Annotated in this window: 15 protein-coding genes and 1 other RNA gene; 9 read left to right on the top strand and 7 right to left on the bottom strand. The window is 41.9% G+C overall.

The features are described from left to right. Nucleotides 1–11: 11 nt before the first annotated feature. The gene (mraZ, locus tag ENH88_RS01400) at nt 12–470 is read right to left on the bottom strand and encodes a division/cell wall cluster transcriptional repressor MraZ (protein ID WP_304178695.1); all 459 of its coding nucleotides are present in this window, start codon (nt 468–470) and stop codon (nt 12–14) included. Between the two features lie 506 nt (nt 471–976). Between mraZ and ENH88_RS01395 the strand changes: the two genes are divergently transcribed. From ENH88_RS01395 to ENH88_RS01375, 5 genes are all read left to right on the top strand, one after another. Next, nucleotides 977–1321: a DUF883 domain-containing protein gene (locus ENH88_RS01395; protein WP_304178693.1), complete on the top strand. Its 345-nt coding sequence runs from the start codon at nt 977–979 to the stop codon at nt 1319–1321. A 6-nt stretch (nt 1322–1327) separates the two neighbouring features. Then, the gene (locus ENH88_RS01390) at nt 1328–1783 is read left to right on the top strand and encodes a hypothetical protein (RefSeq protein ID WP_304178691.1); all 456 of its coding nucleotides are present in this window, start codon (nt 1328–1330) and stop codon (nt 1781–1783) included. After that, nucleotides 1780–2040 (top strand): hypothetical protein, encoded by a 261-nt coding sequence (locus ENH88_RS01385; RefSeq protein WP_349768639.1) that lies wholly within the window; start codon nt 1780–1782, stop codon nt 2038–2040. The genes ENH88_RS01390 and ENH88_RS01385 overlap by 4 nt, the downstream gene beginning before the upstream one ends. Nucleotides 2041–2179: 139 nt before the next feature. Beyond that, entirely contained in the window at nt 2180–5278 is a 3099-nt protein-coding gene (locus tag ENH88_RS01380) for a bifunctional diguanylate cyclase/phosphodiesterase (RefSeq protein WP_304178688.1), read from the top strand. A 106-nt stretch (nt 5279–5384) separates the two neighbouring features. Then, a complete protein-coding gene (locus tag ENH88_RS01375; RefSeq protein WP_304178686.1) occupies nt 5385–6053 on the top strand; it encodes a YoaK family protein in 669 nt (222 codons plus the stop codon). Nucleotides 6054–6379: 326 nt separating this feature from the next. Here the strand turns inward: ENH88_RS01375 and rnpB are convergent. Then, nucleotides 6380–6742, bottom strand: an RNA gene (gene rnpB, locus ENH88_RS01370) — RNase P RNA component class A. A gap of 43 nt (nt 6743–6785) precedes the next feature. Beyond that, nucleotides 6786–7643: a 16S rRNA (cytidine(1402)-2'-O)-methyltransferase gene (rsmI, locus tag ENH88_RS01365; RefSeq protein WP_304178684.1), complete on the bottom strand. Its 858-nt coding sequence runs from the start codon at nt 7641–7643 to the stop codon at nt 6786–6788. Nucleotides 7644–7704: 61 nt separating this feature from the next. Between rsmI and ENH88_RS01360 the strand changes: the two genes are divergently transcribed. Genes ENH88_RS01360 through dolP form a run of 4 tightly spaced genes read left to right on the top strand, consistent with a single transcriptional unit; the run spans nt 7705 to nt 11142 of the window. Further along, the gene (locus ENH88_RS01360; RefSeq protein ID WP_304178682.1) at nt 7705–9582 is read left to right on the top strand and encodes a penicillin-binding protein activator; all 1878 of its coding nucleotides are present in this window, start codon (nt 7705–7707) and stop codon (nt 9580–9582) included. Between the two features lie 33 nt (nt 9583–9615). After that, nucleotides 9616–9987: a YraN family protein gene (locus tag ENH88_RS01355; RefSeq protein WP_304178680.1), complete on the top strand. Its 372-nt coding sequence runs from the start codon at nt 9616–9618 to the stop codon at nt 9985–9987. Nucleotide 9988: 1 nt separating this feature from the next. Beyond that, nucleotides 9989–10576, top strand: coding sequence for an SIS domain-containing protein (locus ENH88_RS01350; protein ID WP_304178678.1), 588 nt, complete (start codon nt 9989–9991; stop codon nt 10574–10576). Next, nucleotides 10576–11142 carry a division/outer membrane stress-associated lipid-binding lipoprotein gene (dolP, locus tag ENH88_RS01345; RefSeq protein ID WP_304178675.1) on the top strand — a complete coding sequence of 189 codons (567 nt, stop codon included), beginning with the start codon at nt 10576–10578 and terminating at the stop codon, nt 11140–11142. Before ENH88_RS01350 ends, dolP begins: the two co-directional genes overlap by 1 nt. A gap of 357 nt (nt 11143–11499) precedes the next feature. Here the strand turns inward: dolP and ENH88_RS01340 are convergent, their stop codons facing one another. The 4 genes from ENH88_RS01340 to ENH88_RS01325 all read right to left on the bottom strand — a co-directional run. Further along, the gene (locus ENH88_RS01340; RefSeq protein ID WP_064667841.1) at nt 11500–11940 is read right to left on the bottom strand and encodes a ClpXP protease specificity-enhancing factor; all 441 of its coding nucleotides are present in this window, start codon (nt 11938–11940) and stop codon (nt 11500–11502) included. Continuing rightward, nucleotides 11940–12566, bottom strand: a complete 627-nt coding sequence (gene sspA / locus ENH88_RS01335; protein ID WP_064667929.1) for a stringent starvation protein SspA — start codon at nt 12564–12566, stop codon at nt 11940–11942. Before sspA ends, ENH88_RS01340 begins: the two co-directional genes overlap by 1 nt. Before the next feature lie 79 nt (nt 12567–12645). After that, nucleotides 12646–13389, bottom strand: coding sequence for a cytochrome c1 (locus ENH88_RS01330; RefSeq protein WP_304178670.1), 744 nt, complete (start codon nt 13387–13389; stop codon nt 12646–12648). Then, the coding region (locus tag ENH88_RS01325) for a cytochrome b (RefSeq protein WP_304178668.1) at nt 13386–14448 on the bottom strand (1063 nt) is incomplete at its 5' end. The genes ENH88_RS01330 and ENH88_RS01325, both read right to left, overlap by 4 nt.

The raw sequence follows: 14448 nt of genomic DNA, 5'->3' as shown, positions 1-14448 counted from the left end.
TTATTGTGTGATCAGAGTGAAAAATTATCTAAGTCTGGGGTCGATTCAAACTCACCGAGTCGTTCTATTTCGGTGTCTTGACGCATTTGCTCATGCCAACGCTCTTCATCCCAGATCTCAAATTTATTCATCAAACCAACCAACATGATTTTTTTGCCTAAATCTGCATGAGCCCGTAGCGACGGTGCCAGCAAAATTCGGCCATTTTTATCTAATTGGTACTCAGTTGCGTTACCCAACAACATTCTTTGCATGCGTCGAGCGCGTGGATTCATATTGGAAATTCTAGCGAGACGATCTTCTATGTCTTGCCATTGCGCGAGTGGATACAACCACAAACAAGGCTCGTTCAGTGCAACGGTACAGATCACCGTGCCCTGATCTTCAGACAACAAGGAATCTCGGTACTTAGTCGGTACCGCAAAGCGTCCTTTGTCATCCAAACTGAGCGAACTCGCACCACGGAACATAAAAAGCCTATTCTAAAAGTTGATAATTAATCCGTTTGGATTAATTTGATCCAATTTGATCCACTAAAAACCACTTTTTACCACAGTCCTCCAGTTTAGGGCTTGACAAGCGCTTTTGTCAAGTCGCTAAGATCCTATAATTAACTGTGAAAGCCAGAAAAAATAAGGCCTAGCGCAAAGCTACTGAATTACGTGGGAAAAAGTGGATAACTACAAAAAAAATATTTTATTCTGAGATAAAACAAAATAAACAGACTTAAATGATTAATGAATAATCAATGAACAGTTACAAAATATTAGTAGCGAATTGCTACTTAATAGATCATGTAAAATTTACGCGATCTTTTTGCAATAGTTACTTAAAACGCTGTTATTTCAAACAACAGCATTTAGAAATAAAAAGTAAATCATTGATTTATAAGTAAGTAAATAGAGCCATAGAAGTGGTACGAAGGCTGCAGCAAGTATTACACAATTTTAGTTTTAATATTTAAGGAACGATTACTATGACTACTTCAACATCGAGTTCTAATTCAGCTGCAAAAACCAGTAAAAAAGTTGATGACATCGCTGCTCACACTGAATCGCCATTAACTGATAAAGCAACTTCAGCGGCGCATCTGGCCGTTGACGCGCTCTCTTCGAAAGCGGCAACAGCAGAGCAAGGCATTCGCCATGGTGCTACCAGCTCAGCGGAAACACTCTCTGAAAAGCAAAAAATAGCGCGTGAGAAATTAACTGAATACAGTGGTAGAACACGCCAGTTAGCATCAGAAAACCCGCTTGCAACAGCAGGTATAGCATTTGCTGCTGGTATGCTGGTTACTGCGTTGCTACGTCGTAGCAAGTAGCTAGCTATGCAACAAAATACTGATCTTAAAGATAAACAACACCAGGATCAGGCCGCTGATCCTGCACCGCAAAGTGCAGATCAGTGGCAAGATCACCTCGCTAAACTAGCTCAATATGGTGAACAGCTTTATCAAGACTATCGTCAACAAGCCGGTATTTGCAAAGAATTAGCCAGTGCTGAATGGCGACTATCAACCCGCTCGTTAGCACTGACAATAATTTTGTTAGTAAGCTTTGCTGGCGGCTTGGTACTTTTATGGGCAGGCTTGCTTGCCACGCTTGGCTTTGCGATTTTTGCTTTTAGTCAATCAATATGGCTCAGCGCCTTATGTTTAATTAGCTTGCAGTTGATCTGTTTATTCTGGCTGTGGAAAAACATTGGTTATATCAGTAGTAAAATTGGCTTTGATAAAACCGCGCACAGCATTAAACAATTACTCAATATTAATAGGAGTGAATGATGCTAATTGATTATTTTATTCAGAAACCAAACCGTAAAGTAAGCCACTTAAGTCAAAAAATTAATAGCATCAATGCCTTAAAACACCAACACCATCAGGCTTTTAATTACCGACTAAAACGCTTTGCAGTATCGAAGGTAGGAATTGCCAGTGCCTTTACGGCAGGCGCAGGCTATCAAGCGCTAAATGGTCATAAGCAAAACTCATCCAGTAAAATAAAGTTAAGTCAATTTAGCTGGTTATTACGTTTGCTATAAAGCTATATAGGTTTGCTCAGCACAATCGTCCTTTGCTGGGCAATTATTTCACTCTTTATTAGATAAAATAAAATTAACCTTATATTATATATGGTTAATTTTAAATTTATTGGCTACAATTTTATGCCACAAGCCCAGTATGAAGAGTATTGCTATTTTTTCCTCATCGTTACAACACCGACTTTACCGTTTATTTATATTGCTGAGCTTACCTGGCATCTTGGTGATCTTATTTAGCTTGTGGCATGCCAAACAAATGGCGCGCCAAGAAAGTCGGCAGCAGGCTTTTGCGGTTGCCGAACAGCTTGTTGAGCAGCAAACTGAGCTACTCAAAAAAATTAAAACATTTACCACTCAACTTGCTGACTTAAAAGATTTTGCCGCACCATTACAAACCGGCTGCCCTTATTACTTAGCTAAAATACAAAAACTTCAACCTGAAATTGCGAATATTGGCATCGTCAATATGCAAGGCGACCCGGTGTGTTTATTAAAAGGACGCAAAGAAAATATTAATATTGCCGATCGTGAATACTTTCAAAATGCTGTGGCGACTAAAAGCTTTGCCATTGGCTATTTTCAAAAAGATCGTAGTATCAACACCCTAAGTTTCAATTTCGCATACCCACTTATCGATCAGCAGCAACAAGTATATGGGGCCGTAGTAACCGCTGTGAGATTAGATTGGTGGAGCCAAATACTTGCCAGCTTCCATTTACCCGAAGATGCTCTTGCCGTTATAACCGACAATAACGGCCGTATTATCGCAAATTACCCTAACAATGCATCGCTGCTTGGCGAAAATATTAATGCCTATGGTTTTAGCTCCGAGCTACCTATGCCCAATAGCACAATTGAATTGCAAGGTATTAATCACGTTTTACACAGCAAAACCATGTATACCGATGAAACCCAAAATAGCCTAAACGTTTATGTTGTAATACCATTTAATAGCGCAATACAAGCTGCCAACCAATTGTTTTTATATACATTAGCTGTATTTTCACTGATGATTATTGGTCTGTCTGTGTTTGCCCATAACCAATTAAAGCGCAATGTATTAACGCCCATAGCACAGCTTACACTGACGATTAAAGATCTTGCCCAAGGATTATTACCAAAACAGTTTTCTTTAAATAGCCCAGAGCTAAATACTCTCTACCAACATTTTAAAGCGATGGCACAAACACGCCTTGCGGCAGAAGCGAATGTCAAACGCCAGCATGACGAATTAAGTAGCTTATTAAACGCTTTGCCTGATACCTATATTCGGATCAATGTTCACGGTGATGTACTGAACTTAGGCGGGCAAATTTCACAGCTATATTTACCAGAGCCCATTAGCTCAAAATTACATCTTCGCGAACTGCTTGGTGAAGAAAAAAGTAAACAGTTGCTTAAGCATTTACCCTGTAAAAATAAAACAAGCCAATTTGAACTAACAATAAAGAAGCCTGCAATCGAGCAAATATTTGAAGTGCGGATCAGCGCCAAACTCAATAGCAATGAATACACCATTGTATTACAAGATATTAGCCATCGAAAACACGCTGAAAAAGCCTCTCATCTGGCCTCAATGGTCTACGCAAATAGCAGTGAAGGCATGGCCATTACCGATCCAAATGGCGTTATCTTAGATGTTAATCCAGCTTTTTGTGAAGTCACCCAATACAGTAAAGATGAAATTCTGGGCAATACCACTGCTATCTTAGCTTCAGGCAAGCACAGTAAAGCGTTTTATCATGGAATGTGGCTGCAATTACAAAAAACAGGCCGTTGGCAAGGTGAAATAATTAACCGTCGTAAAGATGGCGAGTTATTCACTGAGTGGCTTACTATCGATACCGTATACGATGAACACTCTGAAGCGCAGCGCAGAGTCGCGATTTTTACCGATATTACCGCTAAAAAAGCAGCCGAAGATCTGATCTGGCATCAAACTCACTTTGATCATTTAACCAATCTACCTAATCGAATTGAGCTTAAAAAACGCTTAAATCAGCATATCAACAACACCTTAAACCCTAATGAGCCATTAGTGATCATGCTTCTTGATATTGATCATTTTAAAGACATCAATGATACCTTAGGTCATTTTTATGGTGACGAATTACTCAAGTTGATCGCGGTGCGTTTGCAACAAGAAATTGTTGATATTGAGTTTATCGCGCGTATTGGTGGCGACGAATTTGTTATTGTGCATGCCAAGCTGGTCACTGAAGAACACATCAAAAAAGTAGCCAACGATATCCTCAATGCCATGACAAAAGCATTTATACTCGAAGGTGAGGAGCTGCATATTGCAACCAGCATCGGCATCGCTATTGCACCAATCGATGGTGATAGTTCAGAGCTGTTATTAAAAGCCGCCGATCAAGCCATGTATAAAGCCAAGCAAAGTGGCCGCAACTGTTTTAAGTTTTTTAATCACAACTTACGTGAGCAAGCACAAGCACGTATGGATTTACTTAAAAACATGCGCAGTGGCATTGAACAGCAACAATTTGCTCTTTATTACCAAGCAATCGTTGATCTTGATTCTGGGCATATTCATAAAGCAGAAGCCCTGCTCCGCTGGCAGCACCCTACACGCGGAGTAATTAGTCCCGCAGAGTTTATACCTTTAGCCGAAGAGTCTAGGTATATCAACCCATTGGGGCAATTTGTATTTACTCGCGCATTACAAACGCTCAGCACGCTACGAACACAGCTTGATGCCAATTTTCAACTCAGTATCAATGTCTCGCCGGTGCAATTTAGTTGCCTTGATAGCGGTATTGATCAATGGCCAACCTTGCTAAAAGCCGCCAACTTACCACCGAGCGCGATTGTTGCTGAGATCACCGAAGGATTAATGATCGCACCTGAGCAACTCACTCAACAACGCCTGAAAGCGCTGGTCAAATCGGGGATGGAACTAGCTCTGGATGATTTTGGCACCGGCTATTCATCGCTTGCCTACTTGCAACAAATGGATGCAGATTATTTAAAAATTGATAAATGCTTTGTTGATAACATTCAAGCGGGCAACCAAGATCTCGCGTTATGTAAAGCAATTATCACTATGGCACATCAGTTTGGTTTAAAAGTGATTGCCGAAGGCATTGAAACACCAGAGCAGCAGCAATTATTACTTGGCATAGGCTGTGATTATGGCCAAGGCTATTTGTTTGCAAAGCCATTACCCGAACAGCAATTTTTAGCACTGGTAAGCAATCAATCCACAACAACGAGCTAAATACAGATCCAGCACAAACTATGCACTGAAAACTTAGCTAGCTATTGTTTAATAAATAACGAACTGATAGGTTACCAAACAGATTTTATTAAATTAACTGTTAGCCGTGATTTCAAAATTGCCTCGTTGGGTAGAATATGGATCGTTTTTACTTGCGCTTGTCGCTGGGCTTGTTAATTCGATAGGGTTACTAGGCTTCAAACATCAATCAATTTCACATCTATCAGGCACTGCAACACTCCTTGGCACAAACCTTGTTACTTCACCTGTTACTGATGCATTCCACTTAGCGCTTATCCTACTGAGTTTTTTAGCCGGTGCGGCGATCTCCGGCGCCTTTTTACAAAGCGGCGCACTCAAACTCGGCCATAACTACAGCAGCTTACTGCTGCTTGAAGCCATACTGTTAGCAAGCTCAGTGTATTTTTTATCAAACGACTCTGTAAACGGCCACTATTTAGCATCCGCGGCCTGCGGCTTACAAAACGCATTAGCTACCACTTACAGCGGCGCAGTTATTCGCACCACTCACGTTACCGGTATTTTTACCGATCTAGGCCTCATGCTCGGCGCTAAATTAAGAGGCGAACCCTTTGATAAACGCAAAGCACTGTTATTTTTACTGATCATCTCAGGGTTCATTTGCGGTGGCACATTAGGTGCCTATGCATTCCATTTTTATAACTTTAATGCCCTCTTTATCCCCGCAACCATCTGCCTAGTATTAGCCGTTAGCTACTCAGTGTTTAAAGCTATCAATAGTAAAAAGGTTTAGCCCTTTGCGCGGTTAACACGACTTTTGCAGTACTGATCCCTGCCACTACTTCTAGGCACACAACTAAGTAACCTGAGATCTGCTTAAGCACTCTAAAAAGCCAATCTAAATTAGACGTTTATGGATAGCGTTATTCCTTTTAAGGCATTATGTTTGATTTTAAGGCTAGGAAATGATGTGTTAATCGACTTAATTGGAAGCTCACTTACTCTGATCTGACGGCTGACGGCTGACGGCTGACGGCTGACGGCTGACGGCTAAAATCTAATAGCTAATTTCAAACACAAAAAAGCCCGCAGCGTTAACTGCGGGCTTTTTTGTTGAATGAGTGAGTCAGCCGTATAAGCCGGGTTCTGTCCTTTCCGAAGAAAGTGATAATCATTCGTCTAGGCCATAAATCGCTCTATGGCTCAAGCAACCTACCCGGTTCCGATGTGGGCCACACCTTAAGGAACCCTATTTGGTCTTGCTCCGGGTGGAGTTTACCTTGCAACCAACTGTTACCAGTGGCCCGGTGCGCTCTTACCGCACCCTTTCACCCTTACCAACCGAAGTTGGCGGTCTCCTCTCTGCTGCACTTGTCGTAGGCTCACGCCCCCCAGCCGTTAGCTGGCACCCTGCCCTATGGAGCCCGGACTTTCCTCCCCCTGCGCATTTTCGTTGCAGGCAGCGATCATCTTGGCTGACTCGGCGCGCAGTATACCTGAGCTGGGTTGTATGTGCAGTAAAGATTTAGCCTTTTTCGTCAATAATTGTTTTATAAAGGGCATTTTTCTTCATACCAAAGTACTCGGCTACAATGCCACAGGCTTTTTTCATTGGCATTTCATTCTCAAGTAGCGCCAACATTTTACGTGCTTCTGGAGGAATATCATCAACCTGCTTTGGATCACCTGGCAACATTAGTACAATTTCACCGCGCTGCTTGGTTGGATCGTCGGTTAAAAACTGTTTGAGTTCACTCACTGTGCCATTAAAAAATGTTTCAAAGGTTTTGGTTAGCTCTTTGGCAAATACTACCTGTTGCTCACTACCAAGGGCAATCTCCAAGTCATCAAGGCTTGCCATAATGCGATGGGTACTTTCGTACATAATACTGGTGATGTTGGAATTAACCGCTTCGATAAAAAAGTCTTGTCGAGCTTTACTTTTTGCTGGGGTAAAACCAATAAACTGAAAGCGATCAGTTGGCAAACCAGAACAACATACCGCAGTAATTGCCGCGCATGCACCAGGGATAGGTGTAACATGGGCGCCTTGCTCTCGGCATAAGTTTACAACCGCATAACCTGGATCACTAATAAGCGGTGTGCCGGCATCGGAAACCAGTGCTATATTTAAACCTTGATTAAGTTGATCAATAATTTGTTGCGCTTTTTGCTTTTCATTATGGTCGTGCAAAGCAAAGGTTTTTGCCTTAATACCAAAGTGACTGAGCAACTTACCTGTGTGGCGGGTGTCTTCAGCAGCGATTAAGTCAACTTGCGATAATGTCGCGATTGCACGCTGACTTAAATCGTCAAAATTGCCGATTGGGGTGGCTACAATGTAAAGAGTGCCGATTTTCTGTGAATTCTCCTCATTTAACATTGAGGTCTCCTGCGTCAGTCAGTAATATAAGCAAATCGCGTTAACGTATTGGGAAATCATTGTGCGACTTAAACTTGTTAGTCTATTTATCATATTGTCAGGGTTATCGGCCTGTAGTACAACCGAAAAACCGACTAAAACCACTGAAAATCTCAGTTCCGCTAATAGCACGTCACAAATTCAAGCAACTGATGCACAATCACTGTACCAACTAGCTTTAAATCGCCAAGGTGTGGACAAAATTCAACTCCTGTATAGCGCACGTGATGCGGCAATTACTGAGCAACAATGGCCGCTACTAGAGCAAGTATGTACTGAATTAGAGCGAACCCCAAGCGTAGACCAAGTGCAAAATAAGTTGTATATCGCTTTTGCGCAAAAACAACAACATAAGAATTCCGCCGCACTTGAGATTTTAGCCAGTTTAGATAACCAGCTAACGCAGCCTGAACATTTTGCTTGGCACCAATATTTAACCGCCAGTGTGTATGCATCACAAAACTTACCTAAAGAGGCCATGACCTATTTCTTTCGTGCCTCTGAAACCGCCAGTAAAAATAACTTAACGATCCCACAGCTCAACAAAGACCTGTGGCAAAACCTACAACAATTATCATCGTATGCTTTGGAGCGCTTTAACCGTGGCTCCGTGGTACAACAAGGCTGGGTAAACTTAGCGCTTTATCACCAAGTATATTTAGGTGCCCCTGTAGAGCTTGATCAAGCGATTAATAATTGGCAACGTCGATACCCAGGTCACCCTGCAATTGATGTTCTACCAAAAAAAGCAGCTGAGTTAATTGCCATTGAACCACTTAATATTGAGCGCTTAGTGGTGTTATTGCCGCAATCTGGCGCCAATGAACGTTTAGGTGATGCCTTAAAAGCAGGGGTATTAGCTGGGTTAGATAACGCATCGATTGGTGAAACCATTTTTATTGACGAAATGCTTAGCTCTGCTGAGCTTTCTGCAAAATTACTCGAAATTCAACCAAATTTTATAATTGGGCCGTTACTCAAAGCGAACATTGATAAGCTAGTTGCAAGCAAAGCATTACAAGATTACCCGGTTTTGCACTTAAATACCTTTGATGGTGAACGCCAATCTCCACAGCATTATTTCTTTGCGCTTAATCCTGAGCACGAAGTACAGCAGGCACTTGAGCATTTTTTAACGGTTGGCTACCAAAAACCTATGCTGCTGGCGCCGAATAACAGTTCAGGCCAGCGCTTAGTTGATTTTTTCAACCTACAATGGCAACGCTACAGCGAAACCACACCAGAAGTTGGGCTTTATAATGATAAAAAAGATATGCCAACCACCATTGTTAACCTGCTCGAAGTTGATAAATCAAAAGAACGCATTGCGACCGTTAAGTCATTATTTAAACAAGAAGTAGAGAGTGAAACCCGCTCTCGTCGTGATATTGATGTTATTTATATTCTCGGCGATGCTATCGAAACTCGCTTGATTAAACCTTATTTAGATGTAAATGTGAGTACCTTTGCGGATCGTATTCCTCTTTACGCTAGCTCAAAAAGTCATAGTAAACAAATTGATAGCACAGATAAAGGTGACCTTGATGGACTATATTTTACTGAGCTTCCATGGATGCTAAGCGGGCAAATAACAGATCATGCTTTGCGCCAACAATATAATTCGCTGTGGCCTGAGCAAGCCGATATAAGCCAACGTTTATTTGCCATGGCCTATGACTCGGTTGCTATGTTAAGTAATATTACCCAATTGAGTATGATCCCAGGTAAGCGATTTAATGGTTTAACCGGTCAATTAAGTATTACCAGTGATGGGCAAATTAATCGTCACCTTAATTGGGCGCAGTACAAAGACAGACAAATCAAAGCTGTGCAGTTGGAAACAACAGCGCCGTTACCGCTATTTATGCAATCAGCTACCAGCCTATCAGACAGTGAGTAGCTGTTAGCAAGTTTATAAAACAAGGATGTAGCCATGTCGTGGTTTAAACAGCTGTGGCAGAATAGCCGAGAGAAAGGCCAGTATTACGAGCTAGAAGCGCAAAAATACTTAGTTACACAAGGGTTGCTCCCAATCGAACGTAACTATAACTGCCCTTACGGGGAGCTAGATGTAATAATGCGTGATGGCAACACGTTAGTGTTTGTGGAAGTGAAATTTCGCAGCAGCCATGTTAAAGGCGGAGCGCTCCATGCCTTAGGAAAACAAAAGCAAGCGCGCTTAAAACGCTCTATTTACCATTATTTAGCAACTAAAAAACTGAGTGATCAAGCAATAAGAATCGACTTTGTCGCAATAACAGGCGAAGCATCGCAACAACTTAATTGGATAAAAAACGTATTTTAATATGCAAGATACCATTAAAGAAATTTTCACAGAAAGCATTCAAGTGCAAATTGCCGCAGGTGAAGTACTCCCTAGCGCCTTAGAAGCAGCTGCATTTACCATAGCGCAAAGCCTGATCAATGGTAATAAATTGATTTGTTGCGGCACTGCCAGCTGCCATATGCTTGCTCAACATATGGCTGGCGTATTGATCAACTATTACGAAACCGAACGCCCTTGTTTGCCTGCGATTGCGCTTTCCCAAGAACATATCAATCTTGGCCAAAGCAATCAAAGTGACGACCAAGAAACTTTCGCTCGTCAAGTTCGTGCATTTGCACATCAAGGCGACTTACTATTAGTGCTAGCAATCAATGGTAATGAAAAAAATATCATTAGCGCAGTTGAAGCTGCACTCACCAAAGATATGAAAGTCATTGTGCTAGTTGGTGATGATGGTGGTGAGTTAGTCGGTTTATTGGGCGCCAATGATGTCGAAATACGGGTGCCATCAAAACGTCCGAGTCGTATTATAGAGTCTCATTTGGTTAATCTGCATTGTTTAAGCGAACTCGTCGACTTAACCCTATTCCCACAGGAAGAAAATTAATGTTGAAACAATCTGTTATCGTTATCAGTACGGTTTTATTATTACAAGGTTGCGCCGCTGCGGTGGTTGCAGGTACCGCAGGAGCAGTTACTGCGGCGAATGATCGCCGTACGCTTGGTTCACAAATAGATGATAGTAATATCGAAATCAAAGCTGGGGTGGCAATAAATGATGTGCCTCGCCTTGCTGATCATGCAAATATCAGCGTTGTTAGCGTTAACGGTATCGTACTGCTAGTAGGCCAAGTTGCTAATCAAGAAATGAAAGACGAAGCTCAGCGTACGATTGAGGGCTTACCTGCGATACGAAAAATACATAACCAGCTGCGCATTGGCTCTAATATTAGTATAAGCACCCAGACCCATGATTCTTGGTTAACCTCTAAAGTAAAAACGCAATTACTTACCACTGATAATATCAGCAGCAATAATATCAAAGTGGTCACTGAGAATGGCGAAGTGTTTTTAATGGGCTTAGTGTCAGATGCCGAGTCAAACACAGCGGTAGATGTTGCTCGTAATGTGTCAGGCGTAGAGCGTGTTATTAAGGTGTTTGAGTATTTGTAAAGGTATCAGGTTCTAGGTTCTAGGTTCTAGGTTCTAGGTTCTAGGTTCTAGGAATTAAAAGCCTTGCAGTTGATATCGCAAGGTTTTTTATACCTGTAGGCGGGAGTTTACCTCGTGCAGCTCTTAGTCTTTAAGCCTATTCCCCCCCGACGTAGGAAATGGCTTTAGCCATGAATGGTATAAACCTGCGCGGCATAAAGCCGCGCCTACAATAAATCCAACCACCCATGCCAACCCCGTAGCCCTTAGTTTACCTAGCACCTTTAACCTTTAACCTTTAACCTTTAACCTTCAGTCTGCTTTTATACAGACATAAAAAAACCGCTTGATCAGCGGTTTTTATCAAACAATTACATATTACTTAATAACACGTAAGTGTGAGCCTTTTTTCTTTTCTGGCTTAGTTGGCGCTGGTTCGTCAGGTAATAATTCATCTGCGATATCAACACTTTCTAACTCAGCTGCAAACTCGTCTTCGTCCTCTAAAAACTCATCTGCGGTAAACACAGTGCCTTCTCCGTTTTCGCGGGCATAAATAGCAAGCACGGCACCAATTGGTACGTATACTTGCATTGGCTGACCACCAAAGCGGGCACTAAAGCTTAGCTGCTGATTATCCATTGAGAATTGTGTGACAGCTGACGGGCTAATATTCAATACAATTTGTCCATCTTGAACAAACTGCGTTGGTATTTGCACAGCAGGGAAATCAGCGTTCACCACTAAATGCGGCGTACACTGATTATCAACAATCCAATCAAAGAAAGCACGAAGTAAATAAGGACGATTAGGCGTCATTACAAACGGATCTCGCGCTCAGTTTCAGTAAGAGAAGCTTGGAATGATTCACGCTCAAATAAACGGATCATATATTCTTTCATCTCTTTAGAACCTGCACCTGTTAGCTCAATACCAAGCTCTGGTAAACGCCATAACAGTGGTGCTAAGTAACAATCAACTAAACTGAATTCTTCGCTCATAAAGTATGGCGCTTCAGTGAAGATTGCTGAAACAGCTAGTAAAGCTTCTGTTAGTTCTTTACGTGCTTGGGCAGATTCTGCACCATTTGCGTAAATTTTAGCAGCAAGGCTATACCAATCCGTGTCGATGCGATGCATCATTAAACGGCTGCGGCCACGCATTACCGGATAAACAGGCATTAGTGGAGGATGAGGAAAACGTTCATCAAGGTATTCCATGATGATGTTTGCCTGATATAAACCAAGCTCACGGTCGATCAGTGTTGGCACTGTTCCGTAAGGGTTAATTTCATGAAGTGCTTCTGGCAGGTTGTCCTTTTCAGCCAGATGAATATCTACACTTACGCCTTTTTCAGCAAGTACAATGCGTACTTGGTGGCTATACATACAGTTAGCACCAGAAAAAAGGGTCATTACAGGGCGCTTATTGGCAGCTACGGCCATGCCTACCTCCATTAAATAACAAAAACAGCAAAAGGGGCTTAAGCCCCTATTGCAAAATTACCTTTAAATATGTTCAAACTTAATGAACATCTCTCCAGTATTCTTTCTTCAGCATAAATGCCAAGATAAACAGAATGATTAAAAATCCGATTACCTTAAGACCCAGCGCTTCCGATTCAAGACGCGTAGGTTCACCTACGTACTCTAGGAAATTCGTTAAATCACGAACTGCTTGGTCATATTCATCTACACTTAATTCACCGGTGCCATCTGTTTTAGTGCCAACAACTTTGGTCACAGTTTGACCATGTTCTTCCACTTCTTCAGTAATAGGCATAGGTAAACCTTGCAGCTCTTGCAGAACATGCGGCATACCTACCGATGGAAATATTGTATTATTTACACCGAACGGACGAGATTCATCTTTGTAAAACGATTTTAAATAGGTGTAAATCCAATCACTGCCACGCACACGCGCAACATTTGTTAGATCCGGCACAGCCGCACCAAACCATTTTGCAGCATCATCTTTTTCAATCGCATTGGTGATGTGGCTACCGACTTTTGAACCGTCAAAAATTAACTGTTCAAGACCTACTTCTGTAGGAATACCGATATCACGGAAAGTACGCTCATAACGTTGATACTGCATTTGGTGACAACCAAGGCAGTAATTCATGAACAACTTTGCACCACGTTGCAATGATGGCTGATCAGTTAGGTCATTGCCCGCTTCCAGTAATGGCACCGAAGGACCCGCAGCCATTGCCGGCAATACGTTTATTGATAAAGCAAATAAACCGATAATTAGCTTTTTCATCATTTCGTTAACCTCTCTGGCAATGGCTTAGTTTTTTCATTCTTACTGTAAACAAATAACAGTACGAAGAACATAAAGTAAGTCACAGTACAGACTTGCGAGATAATCGTTTTCAAATCAGTTTGTGGTGTTGCACCCACCCAACCAAGTAGCACGAAAGTAACCACAAAACCTGCAATGTTCCATTTATGGAAGCCACAACGGTAACGAACCGATTTCACTGTACCACGGTCAATCCAAGGTAATAGCGCAAGTACCACAATCGATGCTCCCATTGCTGCAACACCGATTAACTTATCAGGGATTGCACGTAAGATTGCATAGAATGGCGTAAAGTACCAAACTGGGAAAATATGCTCAGGAGTCTTAAGCGGATTTGCTGGCTCAAAGTTTGGCGCTTCTAAAAAGAACCCACCCATCGCTGGCATAAAGAACACCACCCAACAAAATAAGATTAAGAAACCAACCACACCCACAATATCTTTCACTGTGTAGTAAGGGTGGAACGGTATCGCATCGACAATGTCTTTTTTGTCAGTGTAATACTCGTGGAATTTAAATTTAGGCTTATCTTCTTCAGCTACAGAGCCTTTCTTACGCTTGATTTCAACACCATCTGGGTTATTTGAACCCACTTCGTGCAGTGCAACAATGTGTAAGAATACTAAGATCACAATAACCAATGGTAAGGCAATAACGTGTAATGCAAAGAAGCGGTTAAGCGTTGCACCTGAAATTACATAGTCACCACGGATCCACAGTGTTAAGTCATCACCAATTACCGGAATCGCTCCGAATAATGAAATGATTACCTGTGCGCCCCAGAATGACATTTGACCCCATGGTAATAAGTACCCCATGAACGCTTCAGCCATCAGTGCTAGGAAGATAAACATACCAAATAACCATAGTAATTCACGTGGTTTTTGGTAAGAACCGTAGATCATACCACGGAACATATGCAGATAGACAACGATGAAGAACGCTGATGCACCGGTTGAGTGCAAATAACGTAACAACCAGCCGTATTCAACATCACGCATGATGTATTCTACTGAAGCG

It is taken from the genome of Pseudoalteromonas prydzensis, assembly GCF_011050055.1.
Lineage (GTDB): Bacteria > Pseudomonadota > Gammaproteobacteria > Enterobacterales > Alteromonadaceae > Pseudoalteromonas > Pseudoalteromonas prydzensis_A.
The sequence above is the reverse complement of the archived record's forward strand: the minus strand, read 5'-3'. Positions and strand labels throughout refer to the sequence as shown.

Excerpts from the sequence above, each read along its gene's own strand:
- ENH88_RS01385 (WP_349768639.1), top strand. The coding sequence starts at position 1,780 with ATGATGCTAATTGATTATTTTATTCAGAAACCAAACCGTAAAGTAAGC.
- mraZ (WP_304178695.1), bottom strand. The coding sequence starts at position 470 with ATGTTCCGTGGTGCGAGTTCGCTCAGTTTGGATGACAAAGGACGCTTT.
- rsmI (WP_304178684.1), bottom strand. The coding sequence starts at position 7,643 with ATGTTAAATGAGGAGAATTCACAGAAAATCGGCACTCTTTACATTGTA.
- ENH88_RS01340 (WP_064667841.1), bottom strand. The coding sequence starts at position 11,940 with ATGACGCCTAATCGTCCTTATTTACTTCGTGCTTTCTTTGATTGGATT.
- ENH88_RS01355 (WP_304178680.1), top strand. The coding sequence starts at position 9,616 with ATGTCGTGGTTTAAACAGCTGTGGCAGAATAGCCGAGAGAAAGGCCAG.
- sspA (WP_064667929.1), bottom strand. The coding sequence starts at position 12,566 with ATGGCCGTAGCTGCCAATAAGCGCCCTGTAATGACCCTTTTTTCTGGT.
- ENH88_RS01350 (WP_304178678.1), top strand. The coding sequence starts at position 9,989 with ATGCAAGATACCATTAAAGAAATTTTCACAGAAAGCATTCAAGTGCAA.
- ENH88_RS01390 (WP_304178691.1), top strand. The coding sequence starts at position 1,328 with ATGCAACAAAATACTGATCTTAAAGATAAACAACACCAGGATCAGGCC.
- ENH88_RS01380 (WP_304178688.1), top strand. The coding sequence starts at position 2,180 with ATGAAGAGTATTGCTATTTTTTCCTCATCGTTACAACACCGACTTTAC.
- dolP (WP_304178675.1), top strand. The coding sequence starts at position 10,576 with ATGTTGAAACAATCTGTTATCGTTATCAGTACGGTTTTATTATTACAA.
- ENH88_RS01395 (WP_304178693.1), top strand. The coding sequence starts at position 977 with ATGACTACTTCAACATCGAGTTCTAATTCAGCTGCAAAAACCAGTAAA.
- ENH88_RS01330 (WP_304178670.1), bottom strand. The coding sequence starts at position 13,389 with ATGATGAAAAAGCTAATTATCGGTTTATTTGCTTTATCAATAAACGTA.